General features: G+C 64.7%; 20 protein-coding genes. 11 read left to right on the top strand and 9 right to left on the bottom strand.

What is annotated here, in order from left to right; translation table 11 throughout:
* Nucleotides 1-381: 381 nt before the first annotated feature.
* The 4 genes from ligD to K0H49_RS15175 all read right to left on the bottom strand — a co-directional run bounded on the left by ligD (nucleotide 382) and on the right by K0H49_RS15175 (nucleotide 5948).
* Nucleotides 382-2931, bottom strand: a complete 2550-nt coding sequence (ligD, locus tag K0H49_RS15160; protein ID WP_219214028.1) for a DNA ligase D — start codon at nucleotides 2929-2931, stop codon at nucleotides 382-384.
* 20 nt (nucleotides 2932-2951) lie between these two features.
* On the bottom strand, nucleotides 2952-3725 hold the full coding sequence (locus K0H49_RS15165) for an exodeoxyribonuclease III (RefSeq protein ID WP_219214030.1): 774 nt from the start codon (nucleotides 3723-3725) through the stop codon (nucleotides 2952-2954).
* A 12-nt stretch (nucleotides 3726-3737) separates the two neighbouring features.
* Nucleotides 3738-4658 carry a non-homologous end joining protein Ku gene (gene ku / locus K0H49_RS15170; RefSeq protein WP_219214032.1) on the bottom strand — a complete coding sequence of 307 codons (921 nt, stop codon included), beginning with the start codon at nucleotides 4656-4658 and terminating at the stop codon, nucleotides 3738-3740.
* A 423-nt stretch (nucleotides 4659-5081) separates the two neighbouring features.
* Complete coding sequence (locus K0H49_RS15175; protein ID WP_219214033.1) at nucleotides 5082-5948, bottom strand: c-type cytochrome; 867 nt, start codon at nucleotides 5946-5948, stop codon at nucleotides 5082-5084.
* A gap of 172 nt (nucleotides 5949-6120) precedes the next feature.
* Here K0H49_RS15175 and K0H49_RS15180 point away from each other — a divergent pair, with 172 nt between their 5' ends.
* The 7 genes from K0H49_RS15180 (at nucleotide 6121) to K0H49_RS15210 (ending at nucleotide 14311) form a co-directional block, all read left to right on the top strand.
* Entirely contained in the window at nucleotides 6121-6444 is a 324-nt protein-coding gene (locus K0H49_RS15180) for a c-type cytochrome (RefSeq protein WP_257624897.1), read from the top strand.
* Nucleotides 6441-7379: a cytochrome c oxidase subunit II gene (coxB, locus tag K0H49_RS15185; protein WP_219214034.1), complete on the top strand. Its 939-nt coding sequence runs from the start codon at nucleotides 6441-6443 to the stop codon at nucleotides 7377-7379. The genes K0H49_RS15180 and coxB overlap by 4 nt, the downstream gene beginning before the upstream one ends.
* On the top strand, nucleotides 7376-9895 hold the full coding sequence (locus K0H49_RS15190) for a cbb3-type cytochrome c oxidase subunit I (protein ID WP_219214036.1): 2520 nt from the start codon (nucleotides 7376-7378) through the stop codon (nucleotides 9893-9895). Before coxB ends, K0H49_RS15190 begins: the two co-directional genes overlap by 4 nt.
* A gap of 285 nt (nucleotides 9896-10180) precedes the next feature.
* The gene (locus K0H49_RS15195) at nucleotides 10181-11452 is read left to right on the top strand and encodes a PQQ-dependent sugar dehydrogenase (protein WP_219214038.1); all 1272 of its coding nucleotides are present in this window, start codon (nucleotides 10181-10183) and stop codon (nucleotides 11450-11452) included.
* Nucleotides 11453-11522: 70 nt separating this feature from the next.
* Complete coding sequence (locus K0H49_RS15200) at nucleotides 11523-13025, top strand: superoxide dismutase family protein (RefSeq protein WP_219214040.1); 1503 nt, start codon at nucleotides 11523-11525, stop codon at nucleotides 13023-13025.
* A gap of 817 nt (nucleotides 13026-13842) precedes the next feature.
* Complete coding sequence (locus K0H49_RS15205; protein ID WP_219214042.1) at nucleotides 13843-14061, top strand: hypothetical protein; 219 nt, start codon at nucleotides 13843-13845, stop codon at nucleotides 14059-14061.
* A 43-nt stretch (nucleotides 14062-14104) separates the two neighbouring features.
* A complete protein-coding gene (locus tag K0H49_RS15210; RefSeq protein WP_219214044.1) occupies nucleotides 14105-14311 on the top strand; it encodes a hypothetical protein in 207 nt (68 codons plus the stop codon).
* 403 nt (nucleotides 14312-14714) lie between these two features.
* Here the strand turns inward: K0H49_RS15210 and K0H49_RS15215 are convergent, their stop codons facing one another.
* The 3 genes from K0H49_RS15215 to K0H49_RS15225 form a co-directional block, all read right to left on the bottom strand.
* On the bottom strand, nucleotides 14715-15110 hold the full coding sequence (locus K0H49_RS15215; RefSeq protein WP_219214046.1) for a VOC family protein: 396 nt from the start codon (nucleotides 15108-15110) through the stop codon (nucleotides 14715-14717).
* A gap of 77 nt (nucleotides 15111-15187) precedes the next feature.
* On the bottom strand, nucleotides 15188-16090 hold the full coding sequence (locus K0H49_RS15220) for an NAD(P)H-hydrate dehydratase (protein ID WP_219214048.1): 903 nt from the start codon (nucleotides 16088-16090) through the stop codon (nucleotides 15188-15190).
* 1 nt (nucleotide 16091) lies between these two features.
* Complete coding sequence (locus K0H49_RS15225) at nucleotides 16092-16859, bottom strand: histidine phosphatase family protein (RefSeq protein WP_219214051.1); 768 nt, start codon at nucleotides 16857-16859, stop codon at nucleotides 16092-16094.
* Between the two features lie 300 nt (nucleotides 16860-17159).
* Between K0H49_RS15225 and K0H49_RS15230 the strand changes: the two genes are divergently transcribed.
* Nucleotides 17160-17693 carry a DUF421 domain-containing protein gene (locus K0H49_RS15230; protein WP_374122364.1) on the top strand — a complete coding sequence of 178 codons (534 nt, stop codon included), beginning with the start codon at nucleotides 17160-17162 and terminating at the stop codon, nucleotides 17691-17693.
* A gap of 586 nt (nucleotides 17694-18279) precedes the next feature.
* Here K0H49_RS15230 and K0H49_RS15235 read toward each other — a convergent pair.
* Together K0H49_RS15235 and K0H49_RS15240 are read right to left on the bottom strand one after the other, a co-directional pair.
* Entirely contained in the window at nucleotides 18280-19077 is a 798-nt protein-coding gene (locus tag K0H49_RS15235; protein WP_219214053.1) for an SDR family NAD(P)-dependent oxidoreductase, read from the bottom strand.
* A 141-nt stretch (nucleotides 19078-19218) separates the two neighbouring features.
* On the bottom strand, nucleotides 19219-20526 hold the full coding sequence (locus K0H49_RS15240; protein WP_219214055.1) for an NRAMP family divalent metal transporter: 1308 nt from the start codon (nucleotides 20524-20526) through the stop codon (nucleotides 19219-19221).
* 244 nt (nucleotides 20527-20770) lie between these two features.
* Between K0H49_RS15240 and K0H49_RS15245 the strand changes: the two genes are divergently transcribed.
* The 3 genes from K0H49_RS15245 to K0H49_RS15255 all read left to right on the top strand — a co-directional run bounded on the left by K0H49_RS15245 (nucleotide 20771) and on the right by K0H49_RS15255 (nucleotide 23082).
* On the top strand, nucleotides 20771-21982 hold the full coding sequence (locus K0H49_RS15245; RefSeq protein WP_219214058.1) for a zinc-dependent alcohol dehydrogenase: 1212 nt from the start codon (nucleotides 20771-20773) through the stop codon (nucleotides 21980-21982).
* Nucleotides 21983-22013: 31 nt separating this feature from the next.
* Entirely contained in the window at nucleotides 22014-22268 is a 255-nt protein-coding gene (locus K0H49_RS15250; RefSeq protein ID WP_219214061.1) for a hypothetical protein, read from the top strand.
* A gap of 160 nt (nucleotides 22269-22428) precedes the next feature.
* Nucleotides 22429-23082 carry a cysteine hydrolase family protein gene (locus K0H49_RS15255; RefSeq protein WP_219214064.1) on the top strand — a complete coding sequence of 218 codons (654 nt, stop codon included), beginning with the start codon at nucleotides 22429-22431 and terminating at the stop codon, nucleotides 23080-23082.
* Nucleotides 23083-23371: the final 289 nt, after the last annotated feature.

The raw sequence follows: 23371 nt of genomic DNA on the forward strand, positions 1-23371 counted from the left end.
GCTGCCGCATTCGCCAAGTCTGGGAGGAAGACAGCGCCGCTTTTGCGGCCACTTAGACGGCTCCTGAATCCACAACAGCCTTTAAAAGCGACACCATTATTGGAACGCAACTTCACCTTCGATCGGTTGTGCATCCACGGATGACAATCGCCAGCGAATCGGCATTTCGGCCTCGCGCACCTTGCACATCTGCGCCGCGGAACGTCTGCTTTAAGCGCTCAAGCTGACGTTCCGCAAAGCGTCGCGAATGACTGAGATCAGTCTGAAGCTGACGTTGGGCCCGACGCGCTCAACGTCCGCCTTCTGGCCGACTCCTGTCATCGGACCGCCTGCACGTGGGTTCAATTGCAATGCGGTCGATGTGAGCCATTCCTAGGTCTCTCAGACTGCATTGGGCTTGAATTCCAGCAATTTCATCGCCCTTGCCAAACCTTGAGCCGCCTGGGCGTAGTTCTCCCATGGCCCATTGCCTCTGTCCAGACGCGTATGAATGTTCTGCAGCGTCCAGTGGGCGCCGCCACCGATCTTCGAGAGTTCATCCCAGCCGATCGGCACCGACACTCCCAGGCCTGCGCGCGCGCGCACCGACCAAGCACACGCTGTCGTTGCTCCGAATCCGTTGCGTAAATAGTCGATGAAGATCTTGCCGACACGATTGCGCGGACCGCTCTTAGCGACGAACAACTGGGGCAGCGTGCGAGCCATGTGCTGCACGATTGCCTGCGAGAAATCCTTGACCGAGTCCCACCCGTGCTGGCGCTTCAGCGGCACCACCACGTGCAGGCCCTTGCCGCCGCTGGTCTTGCAAAATGAGACCAGACCCAGCTGTTCGAGAAACACCCTTATGAGTTCGGCGGCCTGTTGGATCGCCGGCCAGGCCACTCCGTCCCCAGGGTCCAGATCGAACGTCATGCGGTCAGGCTTGCCGATGAGCGTCTTGAGCGCGTTCCAGGTGTGGAACTCGATCACATTCATCTGCGCGGCCGAAAGCAATCCTTCAGCGGTGGCCACCTCGATCATCTGGGGATGACCGGCATAAAGCGCTGGGTCGAGTTGACGGATGCCTTCCATCTTTCCCTTGTCCAGGTGCTTCTGGAAGAAGAGCTCGCCGCCGATGCCTTCGGGTGCGCGTACAAGCGCCACGGGGCGTGCCTTGAGGTGCTCCATCATCAACGGCGCCACCAGGCCGTAGAAGCGGACCACTTCCACCTTCGTCACGCCGGTGGACGGATCGATCACCCGCTCGGGGTTGGATACCTTCAGCTTGGCCGGAAGCGTGTGCGTTGTTGCCTGCTCGAGGTCCGCCCCTGTCGGATGCACAGGCTTCTCGCGCACGATGGCCTTCGCAGGCTTGTCACTGCGCAACGCGTGGAACACCGCGTGTCGGATGCTTCCAGAACTGGTCCACTCCGCAAAGGTGACCTCAGCGAGGAGCTGAGGCTTTACCCAGTGGGTCTGGCGCTCCTTTTCGATGCGCTGTGCGAAGGGCCGCTTGTCGGTGCCAAGGGGCTCGAGCTTCTCGAGTAGCGCAGCCAGCGACCGGTCGTTGAAACCCGTGCCCACGTTGCCGGCGTAGATCAGTTTCCCCTGGTCGTCGTGAACACCGAGTACGAGGGCGCCGATGCCCACCCTCGAGCCCTTTGGATCGGTGTAGCCGCAGATGACGAACTCCTGCCGGTGGCTGCACTTGAGTTTGAGCCAATCCCCCGACCGGCGGAATACATAGCTGCTGTCCTTGCGCTTGGCGATGATGCCTTCCAAGCCGATCTTGCAGGCCGAGGCCACGATGTCGCGCGGTGGTGCCTCGAAGGTCTCGCTGAAGCGCAGCGGCGGTTGCGCTTCAGCAAGCAAGGACTGCAGCAGGGCTCGGCGCTCGATGAGCGGGACCGCGGTCAGGTCATGGCCGGCGTAGAACGGGATGTCAAACAGGAAGTACACGATGTCCTGCGTGCGGGCACTGTCGAAGGCGTTCTGCAGCGCCTGGAAATCTGTCGTTCCACGCTCGTTCAGCACGACGATCTCGCCGTCGAGCCAGCCCGGCTTGAACTTCATCCGCTCGATCGCCTTGGCCAGGTGCGGCATGCGGTCGGTCCAGTCGTGACCGTTGCGAGTGATCAAACGCGCACGTCCACCCTCGACACGCGTCAAGATCCGATAGCCGTCGAACTTGATCTCGTAGATCCATTCGTCTGGGCGAGGGGGCGGCCCGTCGGCAAGCGTCGCGAGCAAAGGAGCGAGCTTCTCGGGACGCGAGGCCTTGACGGCAGCAGCGGGAAGATCGGAAGGGGTGGCCTTGCCGACTTTGGTTCGCTTCGCACGGACTGCGCGCGCCTGTTCCTCCCGGGGCAGCGTTGCCAGCGCAGTGGGCCCAGCCGGCATCGCGAGCTGCGCAACGCTGTCCGAGAACTCATCGACGACGCTGAACTCGGCTGCCGGCCGCTCGAAGGCATCGTGCTCCTTGATCAGCAACCAGGTGTTCTGCTTGCCGTCTCGGCTGCGAATGCGGATCAGCGCCCACTTGCCGTGCATCTTGTGCCCATGCAGCTCAAATTTGAGGTTTCCATCCTCGTAGCCCTTGTGCGGATCACCGATGGGCACCCAGACCCCTTTGTCCCAGATGATGACCTTGCCGGCGCCGTACTGCTTGGCGGGGATCTCACCTTCGAAGCTGTTGTACGAGATCGGGTGGTCTTCGACGTGCACGGCCATGCGCTTGTCGTGCGGGTCGTAGCTGGGGCCCTTGGGCACCGCCCAGCTCTTCATCACACCATCGAGTTCGATGCGGAAGTCATAGTGCAGCCGGCTCGCCCAGTGCTTCTGTATTACGAACTGCAGCGCTTCCGGGCTCTCTGTACCTCCCTCCGCCGGTTCTGAGGTGATGGAGAAATTGCGCTTGGCCTTGTAGTGGGTGAGCTTGTCGGTGGTTGCCATGAGCGCCTCGTGAGGGATCTTCAATCGGCGAGTTCGACCCATGCCGGCGCATGGTCGCTCGAGCCTTCCATGCCGCGCACGGCCTTGTCGACGCCCGCGGCGATCACACGCGGGCGCACGGACGAGCTCACGAGGAGGTGGTCGATACGCATGCCTGCGTCGCGCGCCCAGCGGTTGCGCAGATAACTCCAGAAGGTGTACGGCACCTGCTTCGGGTGCAGTTCGCGAATCACGTCGCTCCAGCCCTGCTTGAGCAGCTTGCGGTACGCGGCCCGTGCGAGGGGGTGGAGGAGCGCGTTGTCCTTCCACGATGCCGTCGAATAGATGTCCTCGTCCGTCGGGACCACGTTGTAGTCGCCTGCGAGCACGACAGGATGACCCGTCTTCATTAGGGATGCCGCGTGGCGGTGAAGGCGCGCGAACCAGGCCAACTTGTAGTCGAACTTTGGGCCGGGTTGTGGATTGCCGTTGGGAAGGTAGAGGCAGCCGATCACGATGCCGCCCACGGCTGCTTCCAAGTAGCGCGCCTGCTTGTCCGCCGCATCACCGGGCAGCCCCCGCCGGATCTCCAGCGGCTCGGTGCCGCGCGCCAAGATGGCAACACCGTTCCAGGTCTTCTGCCCATGCACGAGCGATGCGTAGCCCGAGGCGAGCAGCTCCGCGCGCGGGAACGTCGCGTCGGTCGCCTTCAGCTCCTGCAGGCACACGACATCCGGGCGCGTGACGTCGAGCCAGGCAAGCAGCTGCGGCAGCCTGCTGACGACGTTGTTCACGTTGAAGGTGGCGATGCGCATTGCAGCGGCGAATCAGGCTGCCTTGCGTTCCTTCGGGGCAGCGGTCTTCTTGGCAGGCGCCTTGGTCTTCGCCGAGGCCTTCTTTGCTGCAGGCTTCCCCGCAGCTGCACTGCTGCCCGAAACCTTCTTGGCGCCCCCCTTGAGGCTTCGCGCCAGCAACTCCGTCAGGTCGATCACCTCCGCTCCTTGGCTGGGTGCCTCTTCCTCGGGCTGGATGACGGTCTCTGTCTTGCCAGCCTTCACCTTCTTGTCGACCAGCTTCATCACCGCATGCTTGAACTCGTCCTTGAAGTCCTCAGGCTTCCATTTGCCGCTCATTTCTTCGACCAGTTGTGTGGCCATCTTCATCTCTGCCGGGGCGATCTTCGGCGCCTTGGCGCCTGCGGCCGGAAGATCCAGGCCTTCCAGGGCCTTGACCTCGTCCCCCCAGCGCATCAAGTTCAACACCAGCACCGGGCCTGACGGCACCAGGGCAGCCAGGTGCTGCTTCGTCGCGATCACCACCTTGGCCACGCCGACCTTGCCCGTCTTGACCAGCGTGTCGCGCAGCAACGCGTAGACCTTGTGCCCTTTGTTGATCGGTGCGACGTAGTAGGGGCGCTCCAGGTACAGAAAAGGGATCTCGGACGCGTCGACGAACATCTGGATCTCGATGGTCTGCGTGGTCCGTGGGAATGCGGTCTCGATCTCTTCGGGCGAGATGATCACGTAGTGACCGTCCTCGTACTCGAACCCCTTGACGATGTTCTCCTTGTCGATCTCTTTGCCCGTCTTTTTGTTGACCCGCTTGTAGCCCACCGGGTCCATGGTGCGCTTGTCGAGCCAGTCGAAGTCGATGCCCTGCTCGGTGCTGGCCGTGTGCAGGCCTACGGGGATGTGGACGAGGCCAAAGGTGATGGCGCCCTTCCAGAGGGTTCGGCTAGCGGTGGCCATTGGTGCGCCCTTGGGAGGTTGTGCGTTGATCGGCACGTGGCACAGCTGGCGAGCGTGCGGAAAAGCTAGAGGGGGTAATACGTCGCATGGCGCCTCCTGTGTGGGGGACGAGCGTGGCTGCGCGTTGGTAGATGCGTTGACAGACAGTGGCGCATCAGCTCGCGGGAATTTGCGACACGAAGTCCTGTGGAACTGCCCCGCACGCAAGGTGCGCGACGTGGTGCGAACATGCTGCCCCGAACGCCGAGGCCTAGGAATCCGGAAAAAAGCTGAGAGGCTCTACAACACGCGATTGCCTGATCGGGCTCACAACGGCTGCTCGACCAGGTAAAGCTATGAGCAAAACACTGCACAGGACACCAGGTCTGCAAAGCCTTCCGCGGATCGCTGTGGGAATGGGCGCGCTCCTCTCTTGGAACGATTTCAGTCGAGCGTCGCCAAGTAAGCCGCGATGTCTGTGGCGTCCTGGTCGGTCAGCCCCATCTCGGGCATAGCCGTCAGCGGGTCGACCTCGCGCGTATGGCGAAGCCAACGCACCATGTTCTCAGGCGTGTTGGCCAGCTTGCCGGCGAGGGTGCGCCGCTGCGCCAGGCCCGCGAGCGGCGGCCCGACAGCGGGGGAGGAGCCGGTCACGCCTGGGATGGTGTGGCAGGCATTGCAGGCGTACTGGTAGAGCGCCTGTTTGCCGCGTTCGACGTCGCCGGCGCGCGGCACAGCAGGCTCGGCCGCACCGCAGGCGGTGGCGCCGGAACGCGAAGCACCCGCCGCGGCCCACGCCTTAGCTTGAACCTCCGGCTGTGTCATGGCCGCGAAATCCTGCGGGCTCAACTCGGGCAGCCTGTTCATGAACGCGACCAGGGCCCACAGGTCTGCATCCGCCAGCCGGAATTCCCAGGCCGGCATGCCGCTCATCTTGATGCCTTGGCGCGTCACCCAGTACAGCTCGCGCGGCAGCCAACGCTGGCGCGCGTCCACCAGCGGCTGCATGCTCTTGCCGATCTCGCTTTGCGCCACGCCCGGTGCGCCATGGCACTGCACGCACTTGTCCCTGAAGCAGCCTGCACCGCGGTCCACGAGTGCGGGCGCGTCGAGCGCCGGCGCGTGCACGTCGCGGGCGCGTAGGCGTACCGACTGGCGCATGGCCGTCTCGAGCAGCGAGTACACGGGCTGCGTGTGCTGGCGGGCCGCCGACACGTCGTAGAGACCGCCGTAGACGAAGGCCAGCGCGGCCGCGGCGGCCAGCAGGCCGGCGCCGGCTAGCGTCAGGAGGATCGTGGCACGCATGCTCATGGTCGCGGCATTGTCCGACGCACGCCGGCGCACCCGTGTCGGCGCGCAGCGCGTTCTCGGCCACAGAATCGTGCGCATGCAGACCGGCCCCGGACTCCTTTGCCCCGCCCTGGTGCGCATGTGTCGCACCTGCGTGATCGGTGCGACCTGCGGCGCGCTAAGCGGTTGCGGCATGCACATCGGCGATCTGCCACTGCCACACGACCGTGCCGCGCCCGCGCAGATCGCGCGCGGCCAGCAACTGCTGGCGCAGTACCAGTGCGGCAGCTGCCATGCGGTGCCCGGCGCGGCAATCGCGCGGGGCCGCGTCGGTCCGCCGCTTGACGGCTTCGGCCGCCGCAGTTACATCGCGGGCCATGTGCCCAACGGACCCGAAGCACTCGCGCGCTGGATCGAGGCGCCTGCGGCGCTGGTGCCCGACACGACGATGCCCTCGATGGGCGTTTCGCCGGCCGACGCGCGCGACATCGCGGCCTACCTGCTGGCGCTGAAGTGAACGCGCCGCCGCAGCAGTCCGCCTTGCACCCGGCCGGCCCGTTGGCCGCCTCGATTCTCGACGTCACGCTGGTGATCACGGTCGGCGCCACGCTGATCTTCCTCGGCGTGATGGGCCTGCTGTGGCTGGCCGTGCGGCGCCGCGAGGGCGCCGCAGTGAACACGTGGCTGTGGGTGATCGGCGGGGGATTCGTGTTCCCGCTGGCGGTGCTGGTGGCGCTGTTCTTCTACAGCGTGCGGCACGCGCCGCCGTGGCGCGTGGTTCCGCCGTCCGATGCGCTGATCGTCGGCGTGACAGGCCACATGTGGTGGTGGTCGCTGCGCTACCGCGATCCGGCGTCGGGCCGGGAGATCGCGACAGCCAACGAGATCCGCATCCCGGTGGGGCGGCCGGTGTACCTGGGGCTGACCAGCGCCGACGTGATCCACAGCTTCTGGGTGCCCGCGCTCGGCGGCAAGATGGGCATGCTGCCCGGCCGCGTGCAGCACCTGCTGGTGCAAGCCGACCGGCCCGGCATCTACCGCGGCCAATGCGCCGAGTACTGCGGCGCGCAGCATGCGCGCATGGCGCTGCAGGTGGTGGCGATGGCACCCGCGGACTTCGAACTCTGGCTGCACGCGCAGGTGCAGGACGCGGCGCCGGCCGACACGCCCGCGCTGGTCCGGGGCCGCCAGGCCTTCCTCGCACAGCGCTGCGGCGCCTGCCACACGGTGCGCGGCGTCACGGCCGAGAGCCGGCTCGGCCCCGACCTCACGCATGTGGGCAGCCGGCTCCAGCTCGGCGCCGCCGAAATGCCCAATGAGCCCGCCACGATGATCAACTGGATCGCGCACGTGCAGCAGATCAAGCCCGGCGCACGAATGCCCTCAGGCGCAGGACGCGTCGACGACGAGAGAATGCGTGCCATCGCGCTCTGGCTGAGCCACCTGAAATGAGCACACCGCGCAGCCATCCCTCGCGCCTGCCGCGTCCCGCAGGCGAACGCGAAGCGCTCGAGCGGGCCTGGCGCTCGCCCACCGGATGGCGGCGGCTCGCGGCCGTCAACAACACCCACATCGGCGTGTACTACATCGCGACGGCGATGCTGTTCTTCGTGCTGGCGGGCATCCTCGCGCTGGTGATGCGCACGCAGCTCGCGGTGCCGGGCAACACGCTGGTCGATGCATCGACCTACAACCAACTCTTCACCATGCACGGCACGGTGATGATGTTCCTGTTCGCGGTGCCGATCGTCGAGGCCGTGGCCGTGTACCTGCTGCCCGGCATGCTGGGTGCGCGCGACCTGCCGTTCCCGCGCCTGTCGGCCTATGCCTTCTGGGCCTACGCGCTCGGCGGGCTGGCCTTTTTCTGCACGCTGTTCTTCGGCGTCTCGCCCGATGGCGGGTGGTTCATGTACCCGCCGCTGACCAGCAAGGAGTATTCGCCCGGCACCGGTGCCGACTGGTGGCTACTGGGCATCGGCTTCATCGAGATCTCGGCCATTGCCGGCGCGATCGAACTCATCATTGGCATCCTGTTCACCCGGGCGCCGGGCATGACGCTGATGCGCATGCCGATCTTCGCCTGGGCCATGCTGGTGACCGCTGTGATGATCGTGTTCGCCTTTCCCGCGGTGATCGCGGCGACCACGCTGCTCGAACTGGAGCGCGCCTTCGACTGGCCCTTCTTCATCGCGGCGCGCGGCGGCGACGCGCTGCTGTGGCAGCACCTGTTCTGGTTCTTCGGCCACCCCGAGGTCTACATCATCTTCCTGCCCGCGGCCGGCATGGTCTCGATGATGGTCGCGGCGCAGACCGGCACTCCGCTGGTCGGCCACCGCGCGGTGGTCTATGCGCTGATCGGGGTCGGCGTGGTGAGCTTCGCGCTCTGGCTGCACCACATGTTCGCGGCCGGGCTGGGCAACACCTCTATGCTGGTGGTGTCGGCCGCTAGCTTTGCGGTCGCGATCCCGAGCGGGATGCAGGTCTTCGCCTGGATCGCCACGCTGTGGCGCGGCACGGTGCGCTTCAACACGCCGACGCTGTTCCTGCTGGGGTTCCATTTCATCTTCGTGCTCGGCGGCCTGACCGGCGTGATGGTCGCGGTGCTGCCCTTCGACTGGCAGGCGCACGACACCTACTTTATCGTTGCCCACCTGCACTACGTCCTGATCGGCGGCATGGTGTTCCCGCTGTTCGCCACGCTCTACCACTGGGCGCCGGTGTACCGCGGCCACACGCTGTCGGAGCGCTGGGGCCGCTGGTGCTTCGGCCTGATGTTCGTGGGCTTCAACGTGGCCTTCTTCCCGATGCACCTGACCGGCCTGCTGGGCATGCCGCGCCGCGTCTACACCTATGCCGAGCACATGGGCTGGGGTGCGCTCAACATGCTCTCGACCGTGGGCGCCTTCGCCTTCGCGCTGGGCGTGCTGCTGTTCCTGGTCGACATGGCGCGCATAATGCGCAAGCCCGAACAGGACCATGACAACCCCTGGAACGCGGGCACGCTCGAATGGCTGCCGCCGCGCGACTACGGTGTGCGCAGCATTCCCCAGGTGGCATCGCGCGAGCCGCTGTGGGCCGACCCCGGCCTGCCCGCGTCGGTCGAGGCCGGCCGCCACTGGCTGCCGGGCACCGTGACCGGCGGGCGCGAGACGCTGGTCACCAGCCCGGTCGATGCCACGCCGCGCCATGTGCTGGTGCTGCCGGGCGACGGCTGGAGCCCGCTGGTGGCGGCCGCCGGCACCGCGGGCTTCTTCCTGCTGCTCACGGCCGGCCAGGTGGCGTTGGCTTTCGCCTGCGGGATCGGCGCGATCGCCGCGGTCATCCACTGGCTCTGGGGCACCGACCGGCCGCCGCCGATCGCCACGGCCGAGGTCGCGGACGGTGTGCGGTTGCCGCTCGGTGCGCGTGGTCCGTGTTCCCACTCCTGGTGGGGCACGCTGGTGCTGGCCACGGTCGACATGACCGTGTTCGCCTGCTTCGTCTACGCGCACGTGCATGTGGCGATGGCCGGCGACGTGTGCCCTCCCGTCGGCTCCGCGCTGCCGCCGCCCGCGCAGGGGCTCGTCGGGCCGGCGCTGTGGTTGCTCGGCTCGTTGTGCCTGACCGGCGCGGTGCGGGCCTTGCGCGAGGCCGGCGGGCGCGAGCGCCGTTGGGTGCGCGCGCTGGTGCTGGCCGCGCTGCTGTGTTCGGCGGCGGGTTTCGCGCTCGACTTCCATGCCCACGCCGTTGCGGGCCTGGCGCCGACGCGCAATGCCTGGAGCGCGACGGTCGCGATGCTGCTCGGGTACCAGGGCTTCCACCTGGCGGTGCTGGTGCTGATGGGGTGCTTCCTGTTGGCCCGCACCCACAGCGCCCACCTGCAGCCCGGCGCGCGCGCCACGCTCGACAACACCGCGCTGCTCTGGCACACGGCAACGTTGCAGGCGCTGCTGGGAGCGGCGGCGATCAGGCTGACCGCATTTTTCTAGGGATGAAGGCGTCGAGATCGCTGTCCGATACGTCCGCAGAGCTGGCGCCGGGCCAGTGTTTCCTTGCCGGTCCGTCGACGCCTCCCGGCGCGTAGGCCCTGTGGCAGACACTGGGGCGAGTGAGGTGACGACCGCGCTCGCGCCTCGGCGCTAACGCGCGGATTTGCGGGACAGAGGCCTTTCCCATTCGGATGCGTCGTCGTCCTACTTGAGCGTTGCTTCCTCAGCCACGCGACAGGAGCGGATCTCCGTTGGAATGGCAGCCGCACCTGACTCACAAGGATCATGATGACCGTCTCCCGATCTTTCCTCGCCTGGGCCCTTCCGATGACGCTGGCCATTGCCGGTGCGGCCAGCGCTCAGCTCCCTCCTGGAGACGGTCCGAACGTGGTGACAACCACCAATCTCGAGCCCACGCCCGTCAAGTTCGAAGACAGCATGCTTCAGCGGCTGCGGGTGCCGGCGGGCTTCAGCGTCAACGTTTTTGCCAGGAACATGCAGCATGTGCGGTGGATTCAACCCACTCCAAACGGCGACCTGTACGTAAGCCGCCCCAAGCAGGGTGACGTGCTGCTGCTGCGCGACGCCAATCGCGACGGCATGATGGACACGCAGAAGGTGGTAGCGCAGAACATCAAGAACGTGCACGGCCTTGCCCTGCGTGACGGCAAGCTCTACATGGCGAGCGACAAAAAGGTGCTGGTCGCGGACGTCCTGTCTGACGGCATACTGTCGGCGCCCAAGGTCATCGTCGACGACCTGCCCGACGGTTCGCAGCATCCCTACCGAACCCTGGCCTTCGGGCCCGACGGCATGCTGTACGTGACCGTAGGTTCGCAGTGCAACAACTGTGTGGAGACGAACCTCGAGGCTGCGACCGTCCTGCGCATGCAACCCGATGGTTCGGCCCGCAGCGTGTATGCCCGCGGCCTGCGCAACACGCTCGGCTTCGCATTCAACCCGGTGGGTGGTCAGCTCTATGGTTTCGATCACGGCTCGGACGACCGTGGCGACGACACGCCGCCCGAAGAACTCAACGCGATCCTGCCCAACAAGCACTATGGATGGCCGTTCTGCTGGGGTGATCGCCAGGTAGACATGAAGCAGCAGAACGATCCCGAGAACACAACGAAATCGGACTTCTGCCCGACGACCGAAGCGCCGGCCCTAACCTACACAGCGCACGCCGCACCGATCGGCCTGGCGTTCTACATGGGCGCCCAGTTCCCGGCCGACTACCGAGGCAGCGCCTTCGTCGCGATGCGCGGCTCGTGGAACCGTGGACAGCCCAGCGGCTACAAGGTGGTGCGTGTCCGATTCGATGCGGCTGGAAAGCCCCAGAGCATCGAAGACTTCGCCACGGGCTGGCTCATGGATGTGCCGCCCGCTAACCTGCAGCAGCCCGGCGCCGGCACACCGGCCGAACAGCAGAAGGCGCGCCGGCCGGCGCAGTTCGGCCGCCTCGCGGGCGTGGCGGTCGCCAATGACGGCGCGCTTCTGGTGGCCGAAGACCAGAACGGTGTGATCTACCGCATCAGCCATGGCAGCGCCCGCTGAGCGGCGCTCCCGCCCTTCGCCGCGCCGTTCCATGTCCAAGCCCGCATCCCCTGCACAACGGAAGTCCGCCATGTCCTCTCTTCTCTCCAGCGCGCCTCTGCGGTGCGCGATGGCTCTTGCGGTCGCCTCCACGATGGCCGCCTGCGCGAACCGCGCCGAGACGGTGCCGCCTGCCACCACGGGCCCAATGGGTGCGCTCGCGCCCACGGGGCCCGCCGGGATCGCGCGGCTGCTCACGCCAGGCGGTCAGCCCGCGGGCCAGGCCGTGCTGACGCCGGTGGCCGGCGGCGTCGACGTCCAGGTCACGGTGCAAGGCCTCAGCCCCGGCGCGCACGGGCTGCATGTGCATGCCAACGGCGCCTGTGCGCCAGGGCCCGATGCGGCCACGGGCAGCATCGTCGATTTCGGCGCAGCGGGCGGCCATTTCGACCCGGGCGCCTCGCACAACCATGGGCAACCAGGCCAGCCGGCCGGCGCGGCGCACGCAGGCGAGTTGCCGGCGCTGCAGGTGACGGCGGATGGCCGCGGTACAGTCCGCTTCCTGAATCCCAACCTCACGCTGTCGCCCGGGCCGATGTCCGCCATGGGGCGCACCGTCGTTGTTCATGCCGACCCCGACGATTACCAGAGCGATCCCGCCGGCAATTCGGGTGCCCGCATCCTTTGCGGCCTGATCGAGCCCGGCCAGGGCGGCATCGTGCAGGGCCGCGCGACGATCGAAGGTGCCCAGGTCTTCCCGGAAGGCATTGCGGTCGATCCTCGCACCGGCACGGCCTATGTGGGCTCCACCACCAACGGCGACCTGTTCCGTATCGCGCGCGGCGCGACCAAGGCGGAGCTTTTTCAGGCCGGAGGCTCGCCCGGGCGTATGGGCGCCTTCGGCATGAAGGTCGATGATCGCGGGCGCCTCTGGATTGCCGGCGGGCCCAATGGCACCATCGCCATCGTCGACCTCGCGACCGCAACCACCCTGACCGCCATCGAGCTGCCCAAGGGCCCGCAGACCTTCGTGAACGACCTGGTCGTCAGCCGTGACGGTGCCGTCTACGCCACCGATTCGTTCCGCCCGGTGATCTACCGGATCCGCAACGTGCCTTCGGGCGGCACGTTGGTGATGGAGCCGTGGCTCGATCTGTCTTCGACACCGGTGCGCTACGTCCCTAACGAGGTCAACTTGAATGGCCTGGTTGCATCGCCCGACGGTCGCTGGCTGCTGTCGGTCCAGCTGTCTACCGGCCAGCTGTGGCGCATCGACACCCAGACCAAGGCTGTAGCCGAGGTGGGCGTCGACGGCGGACCCTTGAAGAACGGCGATGGCCTGGTGCTGAGCGGGGCCAGCGACCTGCTGGTCATGCGCAATGTTGAGGGCGAGATCGTCCACCTAAAGCTCGCCGCCGGTTGGGGCCGTGCCCAGATGGTGCAGCGGCACACCGATAGCCGCCTACGCTATCCCACTACTGCCGCCGTGACCGCCGACGGCCTGATGGTGGTCAATGCGCAACTCGACAAGCAGAAGAGCCCGCCGCCGCTGCTGCCCTTCGACATCGTGACTGTTCGCCTGCCGGGGCAGTGAGCCAGTGCGCGTTCTTTGGACGCGTTGAAAGTCGTAGAGTGGGTACACCATGGAACTGACAGAATGAAGTCGAGGTATGTCGCAGTGAGCGCAATACTGGTCGGGCTGAACCTCGGATGCACCTCCTTCTCTGGGGGCAGAGGACTCCAGGGCGATCGCGATGCAACTTACAAGGTCGAGAATCAGCCAGGTGGGTTCATGATTTCTTCAACGTACTCACGCCTTTCGCTCGTCGATGACGGTGAGGCCGTTAAATCTGCGTGCAAAAAGAGCCTCATGGCTACCGCGCGCGACTACGCTGAAAGCTTCGGACGCACGATTCAGCCCTTGGACGAGGCCCGCATCCGCTCGAGCATGAACCGAAATGGAACCACGGGGATGACCAGCTGCGAGGCCTCCGTGCCGGTCGTTTGGGCCCGATGATGCTCGAAGAACTTGTCGTACGCTGGCAATGCTCGCCGGCTAGAGCGGATTCAGGAATTTGCAAGCACCGGTCTGTAGTTCCATCGTCGCTCGGCCAACTCGACCAAGCTCGTGTGAGGATGGTCCTGGGCGCGGAAAATCGGCCCCCGCGCCTCGCATCGAACACATTGAACAAAGGCGTGTGCCCATCGAGGCGTCGGTGCTGGGTCTTCCATAAGCTGCGGCATTCCGTCTGCTCCGCAGAATGGGCACTTCGCGAGAATCGATTGAGCCATGTTTCTATTCTGTGCTCTCCTGGCGCCTAAGCCATCGTGCGTGCACAAAGGCGAGAGGCTCTCCTACACACGACCTGCGAGCTTGGTCTCACAAGTGCTTATCGCAGCCAGGAAAAACCATGAGCAAAACCACCGATCAAGGGCAGAGAGTCGATAACCCTGCCGCTGTAACCGGCGACTCGCCTGTCCGCCCCGAAAAAGATGAGCAAGCCCTCAAGGAGGACATGCGCAAGGCGGAGGACGGTTCGGACATCAAGCTTCATAAGGCCGAAAGAGATGCTGCCGAGAACGTTCGATTGGTCCCACCCGACCACCGCCAGAACGACGCCGGCCAGTAGAAAGGTATTCATTGCACCTCTCGCCACCTGAAGGGGGATCAAGATGGGTAAAGGCATACGGCAGCAGGTGGGGGACCGGAAGGACAACAATCGAATCTTCGCCTGGGGCATCGCGGTCATCATTTTTTTGGTGGTAGCGGCCGTGGTCATCAATGCATTCTTCTGGCGCTCCGATCCGACAGCTGCCATTGCCGACACGGTGATTCAGCGTACCAGTCCCGAGCCGGTGGGCAACCAAGCGCCTAAGTGACCGTCGACGTATGACGCAAGAAAAGAATCGTCGCGTCGGTGGTCGGCCATTTCGGTGGATGCTGATTTTTTTGGTCGTTCTTGCTCTGACGATCGTGGTTGCGCTCACCGTGTTTCATCTACAGCCCGAGCGCTTTGGGGATCCGCCATCAAGTTCGAAGCCGCCAATGCATAACGCGCCGAGGTAGCGTGTCGGAGGCACGCGATCACTGCGTGCCGCAGGGCCTTGAGTTTTCGAACAAGCGGCCCGAACCGGCATCTGGGAGCGCCCGTCCGAGGTTCCTGTTTCTCGTGCGGTTGTCTTCCAGGCGTGGACGGCGATCGATCGCTGACCACCCGGGAGTTGGAGCTGTTGACCGCTCGTACGTGTCGCGGCGTCGACCCATCGTTGACAATTGGAGCGTTCAACCATCCGTGTGAACGAAGCAGAGCTTGTGACCTTCGGGATCGCGGCAGTAGGCCGCATAGAAATCCGGCGCGTACACATAGCGTATTCCCGGCGTTCCTTCGTCTGTCGCTCCGGCTGAGACAGCCGCGATCCACGCCTTGTCGACCATTGCCCTCGACATGCAAAAAAAGCTGACCTGTGAGCCATTTGCCGCAGTTGCAGGCTGACCGTTGACCGGTTTGTTGAGAACGAATTGCGGCCATCGACTGCCGGGCACCCTCCAGATCACCCCGGCAGGAGAGGGGTGCGTCGAGAACGAGACGCGAACCCACCCCAGACTCGACAAGACCACGTCATAAAACGCTGTCATCGCGCCTAGATCCTGCACGCCGAGTTGTATGTGCGCGTACATGCGCCGAGTCTAAACAAAGCTCGCGACGCCGACCCGTCATTTCGTTGCCAACCCAGTGTTGGTTGCTTCATCCGCGCTCAAGCTGGAGATCGTTGCCGCCGGGCCAACTGAGCCATCAAGGCGGGCACCTCGCCTGAAAGCTCCCGGGCGAGATAGCCGAGCGGGCCTTGACGCTTGCGCAGCGCGTGCCCCGCACGCGCATGCAGCATCACGCCCCAAGCGGCTGCCTGCAGCAGTGTGGCACCGCGCGCCGCCAGTCCTCCGATCAGTCCGGCCAGCGTGTCGCCGGAACCGGAGGTGGCAAGGCCTGCGGTTCCACCGTCGAAGCGCCAGGCCGTGCCGTCCGGCAAGGCCAGATAGGTCGTCGGCCCCTTGAGCACGACGCAGGCGTTCCATCGGGCGGCCGCCTCCCGTGCAACGCGCAGGGGATCGGCGCTGATGATCTCCTTGGACAGGCCGCTGAGGTGAGCCATCTCTCCGGCGTGGGGCGTGATGACCACGGGCTGATCGAAAGGCCCGCGGTGCACTGCGGACATGGCGAGCGCATCGAGCACTGTGACGCTGTCGCGAAAACATGGCAGCAGGGCGCGAACGAAAGCTGCGCTGCGCTTCTCGTCCAGCATCCCCGGGCCGAGCACAAGGGCAGCAATGGACGGTGCAACCGGTCGCAGCACTTTGCAGCCGGCCTGAAGGAAACCGCCGGCACGCGACTCGGCGAGCCCCAGCACGCGTGCCTCCGGGATTGCCAAGGCAAGCCCCTCGGCCACACGGCCAGGGGCGGCAATGGTGAGCTTGCCTGCACCGCTGCGCAGCGCCGCCACGGCGGCCAGGAGGGCCGCACCGGGCATCTCGTGGCTTCCCGCCACCACCAGCACATGGCCACGCGATTCCTTGTCGGCTGTTTCGCCAGCGTCCGGGAGGGGCCAGCGCGCGAGCACTGCAGGGGTCAGCGCGCGGGCCTTGGCAGCAGCGGCAGCCATGTCAGGGCTTCGGGGCGACTGGTAAATCGGGAGCCGTCGTCACCGGAGTGGCGGCCTCACGCAAAGGCGCGACGAAGTTCACAAGATCCAGCTGCAGCGCATCGTCTTCCTCATGGCGACGCTGCGCACGGTACGACGTTATCGCGCAGTTCGGGACGTCTCCTTGGCGATCGATCTCGAGGATCTGCTGTTCATCCATCTGCTCGAGCAGGTAACGCATGCAGTTGACGATCACCTGGTGGGCTACAACGAGCACGCGCCGATCCGCGTACTCGCGTGTCACCATCTCGAGCAGACTGCGAAGCCGGAGAATCACGTCGCACCAGCTTTCGCCGCCGGGCGGGCGGAAATAGAACTTGCCGACGTGCGCTCGCTGCTCGTTGAGTTCGGGGTGCTTCTGCTGGATCCCAACCTTAGTCAGTCGGTCAAGAATGCCGAACTCCTTCTCGCGCAGGCGCTCGTCAAGACGCAACTTCGTGTCTGGCAGGTTGAAGCGCCCGCCTTCGACGATCAGCCGTGCCGTCTCCTTGGCGCGCAGATAGGGCGAACAGAGGACGACCTCAGGTCGTTCGGCCTCGGGAAGCTGCGCGAACCAGTCTCCGACGGCGGTAGATTGGGCCGCGCCCAGATCCGAAAGCGGCACGTCGATGTCTCGCCAAGACAAATCGATCACCGCCAAGCCACCCGACTCGGCGGCATCACGCGCAACGTTGCCGGCGCTTTGACCATGCCGGAGAAGCCAGAGGGAACGAGGCCATAAGGTAGTCATGAATCCATCCTAAGAACTCGCGCGGGTCCGCTTCGTAGGCGGACATCCCAGGAGAGCCGACTCGACAGTGAGCAATGCGGCAACGCACGGCCATCCATTCTTCCGCGGCCCTCAGTGGTGGACGTACTCGACGCGGGGAGGGTTTGGCGCTTAAGCGGGGTGAGCACGCCGTCAGGCTGGATCCGGGTCTCTCGTTTCGTCGTAGCGGACGTTTTCCGGCGGAACGGCGAGCGTGCCTCCGACGCGACGCTGCGGCTCTCCCGTTGCAAGCTATGGCGCTTCCGAAAGGCAAGGGCCACTGTGGACGAACTCTTCTCCTTTGAAATTCCGGTGTGGCAGATGATGCTGCGGGGCACGGCGTTGTACTGGTTTCTGCTGCTGGTGTTCCGCTTCGTGCTGCGCCGTGACATCGGCTCGATGGGTGTGGCCGACCTGCTGTTCGTTGTGCTCGTGGCCGACGCCTCGAGCAATGCGATGCAGGGTGAGTACCGAACCGTGAGCGATGGGTTGGTGCTGGTGTCCACGCTGGTCGCCTGGAACTTCGCGCTCGATTGGCTGAGCTACCGATCGCCCGCCATGGCGCGCTTTCTCGAGCCACCGCCTGAAGTGCTCATTAAGCATGGCAAGCTCATGCGGCGCGCAATGAAGCGCGAAATGATCACCCGTGACGAACTCGAGGCGCAGCTAAGGGAGCAGGGTGTGGAAGACATCCGGCAAGTGCGGGTGGCGCGCATGGAGGGCGACGGGCACCTGAGCGTCTTTTCCTATGGCGGCAGCGATGCGAAGCGTCGCAAGGCATCTTCACAGAAAAGCGCCGGCCCGCCCGGCGACTGAGCTGAAATTCCAAGGCGAGTTCGTCAGACGGCGGAATCAAAATCTTGATCCCTATCAGAAGCGAAGCGCGTTGGGTTACGGGATGCGAGGGGGCCGATTCCGTGACAGAGCCATCGCCGAACAAGCTCCAGAGCGCGGACTCACACCAGCACGATGATTCCTTGACGCGCACCGTTCGTTGCCTTTCATTGGGAGCTGGGCGGTTTCTCCGCAGCCGGAGCAGACGGGGTGGCGGCTGGCTGATCCCGGGTGTTGGCAGCCGGCTTCTGGGCCCACAAAACATTGAAGATCACCACACCCACGAGCAGAAGCCCTATAACGAGGCTGAGCCAAACGCCGACGCGCTTCGCGTCCCTGTCATTCCCAGTGTGCTTTGTCATGTTCTTCTCCTTGGATCGGGGCTCCACTCGCTTTCCTGCGGGCGCCTAGGTTTCCCCGCCCTCGCACTCCTTGGTTGATGTCCTGAGAATCGACGCCATGGGCGGCTGACACCACGTTTGATAAGTTTGACCGGACTTCGTAGGAAACTGGGAGAGCCTCGCTCTCGACGAAGCGAGCCAAGAGCGGTAGCGACCCCAAGCCCCCCCTACGAATTTGCCGAGCCCGGCTCAGCCATCTTTCGATGCTGCTCTGCCAAGACGGCGGAAGGCGTGATGTTGGCCAAGGCGGCCTGCACTTTGTTTTTCCAGCCCGCGACCACGTCGCCATTACCGTCGAGCATGGCGTCGAACCCGACCTTGGCGACCTTGGCCGGGTCCGCCTTCTTGCCTTGCCCCACCTTGGTGTCGAGCATGTCTGCACGCTCAAAGAACTCGGTATCGGTGGGGCCTGGCATGAGGCAGGTTATCGTGACCGCGGATTCTTTCAGTTCGTTGCGCAGCGCGAAAGAGAAGGAATCGATGAACGCTTTCGTGCCGTTGTAGACCGCCTGGAACGAGCCCGGCATGAACCCCGCAATCGAACCGGTGATGAGGATGCGCCCCCGGTTGCGGGCTCGCATCTCACCCGCAACCTTGTGCAGCAGATAAAGGGTTCCCGTCACATTGGTGTCGAGCACACGCTTGGCCTGCAGGAAGTCTTCGTCGAGAAAAGCGTGGCCCAGGCCGCGCCCTGCATTCGCCAGCAGCGCGTCGACCGGTCGTCCCCTTGCGGCGGCATACAGGCGATCAACCCCTTCCATGGTTGACAGATCGACCTCGAGCGCGGTGACCTGAACACCCGTGCGCCGGAGATCTTCGGCGGCCGCTTCGATCTGCGGCTCGTCTGCCGCAATAAGAAGATCAAAGCCTGACGCGGCGCAGCATCGCGCCAGTTCGAGGCCGATGCCCGAAGAAGCGCCAGTGACGATGGCAAATGAACCTGGGCTCGTCTCGCGGGATGTCATCTGAAGCTCCTTGTTGTCGAGCGGGGAATGAACATTGCCGCAGTATCTTCGGCAGTCCAAGCCATGCGACAGAAGATCGCTTCTTGCGAGAAACCGCATGTAGGCGGGCGCCGCTTTTCCCCCGTGGATACGTGAGACGTCTCACATCCAATGCGTGCCGATCATCGCGAGCGTGGCTGCGCCCATCACGGCAGTAGCTGCCCATCCGACGATCTTCCACTTGAGGGGAAGGACAAATTCCCCCATGACTTTCGAGTTCGATCCCGCGAGCATGACGCCTGCCATGATCGGCACTGAGCTGACAGCATTGATCACGGCGGCGTACACAAGCGCCTTCATCGGATTGATGCCCGAAGCCCCGATCGTCAGCCCCAGCAGCATGGCCGCGGCGAGGATTCCGTAGAACGCCGGTGCGCCGGCAGCGGGGCGGTCCAGCCCCTTGCGCACGCCGAGCATGCTGGCCAGTGCATAGGCGGCCGAGCCGGCCAGGACCGGCAGGGCAAGCAGCCCGGTGCCCACGATGCCCAGGCCGAATAGCACGAATGCGGCATCGCCCGCGATCGGTTTCAGCGCCTGAGCTGCTTGCGACGTCGTTTCGATCTGCGTCTGCCCCGCGGCATGCAGCGTCGCTGCCGTGGCCAGGATCATGAAAAACGCCACGGCATTGGAGAAGCCCATCCCGATCCACGTGTCCATCTTCAGGCGGTCCAAGTGATCAGGGGCCTGATGCGGCGCCCGCTTGAGCGGATGGTCGTCAGGGACGCGCTTGATCTCTTCGACTTCCTGGGAGGCCTGCCAGAAGAACAGGTAAGGGCTGATCGTGGTGCCCAGGATGGCAACCACAGTTGTCACGAATTCCTTGTTCCACTGGAATCGCGGCCACAGCGCGCCTTTGAGGGCCTCGAGCCAGTCGACATGTGCGGCGAACGCGACGGCAACATAGGCCAGGAGAGACAGGGTGAGCCACTTGAGCACCCGCACGTAGCGGTCATAGGGCAACCAGATCTGGAGCCCGAGCGAGAGCAGCCCGAAGAAGACTGCATAGGCGACTTTCGGGCCGCCGATCACCAGCGCCGCCACGTCGCCCATCGCGTTCAGATCAGCTCCCAGATTGATGACATTTGCAATCACAAGCGAGGTGAGCATCAACCACACGACTGGCGTCGGCCACAGCCGCGCAAACGCTTCGGTGAGGCCCCGTCCGCTCACCCGGCCGATGCGCGCGCTGGCGAGCTGGATGCCGACCATCAGTGGATAGGTCAACAGCAGTGTCCAGCCCACGCTGTAGCCGAATTGCGCACCCGCCTGCGAATAGGTGGCAATGCCGCTCGGGTCATCGTCGGCGGCGCCCGTGATCAGGCCCGGGCCGAGCTTCGTGTACCAACGCTTCCGTGCAGGTTCCGCTCCGGGAGGCGTGCGCTGTGCTGCGGAATCGAAGGCATCTGCCATGAGTTGCTCCGGTTGTCGATCTTGGGTCTCTGGAATCGGTGTTCACTCTCTCGCAGGCCGTCGAAGCACTCATCCGTCAACGCCTCGGGTGAAAGTAGGCCGACGGCCCGGGCGCGCATAGCGAGGGCCTGCGTTCCTACAACGCGGGTGCATCGCGCGGCCTAGTTTTCGCATCTGCATCGCTCATCGCCCTGCGCGCAGTTTCCGCATCCCATCCCAACAACCGTCAAAGGAACGTTGCACCATGAAAGCCCTTACCTACCGGTCCTCCCGGAATGTCAGCGTCGAAACGGTGCCCGATCCGGTGCTGGAACAGGAAGACGATGTGCTGCTCCGAGTGACCGCCACAGCCATCTGCGGCTCCGACCTGCACATCTTCCGCGGCAAGATTCCGGACATGGAGTCCGGCGACATCCTGGGCCACGAGTTCATGGGCATCGTGGAGGAAACTGGGAAGGGCGTGACCCGCCTGAAGAAAGGCGACCGCGTGGTCGTCCCCTTCACCATCGCCTGCGGTCAGTGCTTCTTCTGCAACAGGACCCTGTTCGCTGCCTGCGAGACGACCAACCCGGGGCGCGGCGCCATCCTTAACAAGAAGAACGTGCGCTCCGGTGCAGGTCTCTTTGGCTATTCGCACCTCTACGGCGGCTACCCCGGCGGCCAGGCGGAGTTCGTGCGCGTGCCCAAGGCGAACGTGGGCCCGCTGGTGATTCCCCCCGGGCTGGCGGATGAGCAGGTGCTCTTTCTGTCGGACATCCTCCCCACGGGCTACCAGGCCGCCCTGAATGGCGAGGTGGGGCCGGGGTCCACCGTGGCCATCTTCGGTGCCGGCCCGGTGGGCCTGATGGCAGCCGCCTCTGCACGGCTGCTGGGTGCCGAGCGGATCTTCATGGTCGACGAACATGCCTACCGTCTCGAGTTCGCACGGGCCACGTACGGCGTCGAGCCGATAAACTTCAAGGACATCGACGACCCGGCTGCCGCCATCATCGAGCGCACTGATTTCCGGGGCGTCGATGCCGCCATCGACGCGGTCGGCTTCGAGGCCAAGGGCAGCACGCTGGAGACGGTCTTGACCGACTTGAAGCTCGAAGGCTCCAGCGGAAAGGCGCTGCGACAGGCCATTGCCGCCACGCGGCGCGGTGGCGTGGTGAGTGTGCCCGGCGTGTATGCGGGCTTCATCCACGGCTTCCTGTTCGGTGATGCTTTCGAGAAGGGCCTGACCTTCAAGATGGGCCAGACGCATGCTCAACAGCACATGCCCAAGTTGCTGGAGCACATCCAGGCGGGAGACCTTAAGCCTGAGGTGATCATCACGCACCACATGGCGCTGGAAGATGCGGCGCGCGGCTACGACATCTTTGAGAAGGCCGAGGAAGATTGCCGCAAGGTCGTGCTGACGCCTTCGGGGCCGCGCACCCCCGCGCCGGTGGCCGGTTCGGCCTTTCCGCTGTGAGTCCGCAGCCTTCACCACCAAGGAGACGATCATGAACAGCAGGCCCCTGAGCACCGGAGATGGCACGCGGCCGACCACGGACGGCGGCGCGGACAACATCGGCGGCGGCGAGAGCTTCACCGGACACAAGAACAAGTCCGGCGAGGACATCGCCGGCCCTGCACCGCAAGAGAGGATGCAGGACCGGAAAAAAGATGCCCATGCCACCAAGCAGGACGACTCCGCGCCGCTGGGGCTGAACGAAGATCTGACCCCCGTACCCAACCGCGAACCGTCTGAGGACTGAGTCCTCCGCTGGGCTGCGCATGGAGCAACCTGACGATGCAGGACCACGGTTGCCCCGGGCTATTTGCGTGATGGAATATCCATTTTTCGCAAGCCGCTTTATCGGGGAAGCGCAGGCGAGTTTATTTGCGTTGCTCCCGTCTTCTTTGGGGCCTTGAGCCATGGCTGTCAAAAAGCGCCGCACACCTCCGAAAGCAAGCAGCGGCAAGCAGGACGGGCGTGGTTTAGCCACCGAGGCTGCGAATGGTGCCACAGGGTTGCTCATAGTCGACATGATCAGTTGCTGGGACTTTCCCGATGCCGACAAACTGCTGCCTGTCGCTACCGCATTGTCAAAGCGCATCTCGGCATTGAAGCGCCGCTGCCGCCGTGCAGGAGTTCCGGTGATCTATGCGAACGACAACCGAGGCCGCTGGCGTTCCGACTTTGGTGCATTGATTGAGCTTTCCGTGGCCTGCGGCGGTGCAGGCGCGGCGATCACGTCGGAACTGATGCCTGACCATGACGACTACTTCGTTCTCAAACCTCAGCAGTCTTCGTTTGTCGCCACGCCGCTCGAGCAGCTTTTAGCGGTCCTGGGCGTTCGGCGCCTTTTGGTGACCGGCGTAGCCAGTGATCAGTGCGTATTGAGTACGGCCACCGACGCACTTATGCGCGGGCTGGAGGTCGTGTTGCCGCGCGACTGTACCGGTACGCAAACTGAGCGCCGCCACGCCATGCTCTTGGAGCAGTGCGAGGTCGTTTTCGGAGTCGCCACGACGCCAGGTTCGCGCATTCGCTTGCCGGACTCAAGCGGCAACGAACGCCGAGATTGAGCATTACCCAACTGCTGTGTCCATGGCGCTGTGCGTGGGCTCTTTACGTTGAGCTCGTCGATTGCGTGCGGTCCTCGAGCGCGTCCCGTAGATCAAGCAGCGCGCTCTCTGTCTGGTCGAGCATGAGGGTCACTTCTTGTGGGCTCAAGTCAGGGTATCCCGGCGTCGCACGGAGGAAATGGTTTAGCTTTTCGCACGCCGCTACCCATCCGAGGGCGGCGACGCGTTGGGCGAGCGACAGTTTTAGGTTCTTTTGGGGCATTACCCATAATCCCAGGTAGGCAAGCTG

The organism is Variovorax boronicumulans, from assembly GCF_019352895.1.
GTDB lineage: Bacteria > Pseudomonadota > Gammaproteobacteria > Burkholderiales > Burkholderiaceae_C > Variovorax > Variovorax boronicumulans_A.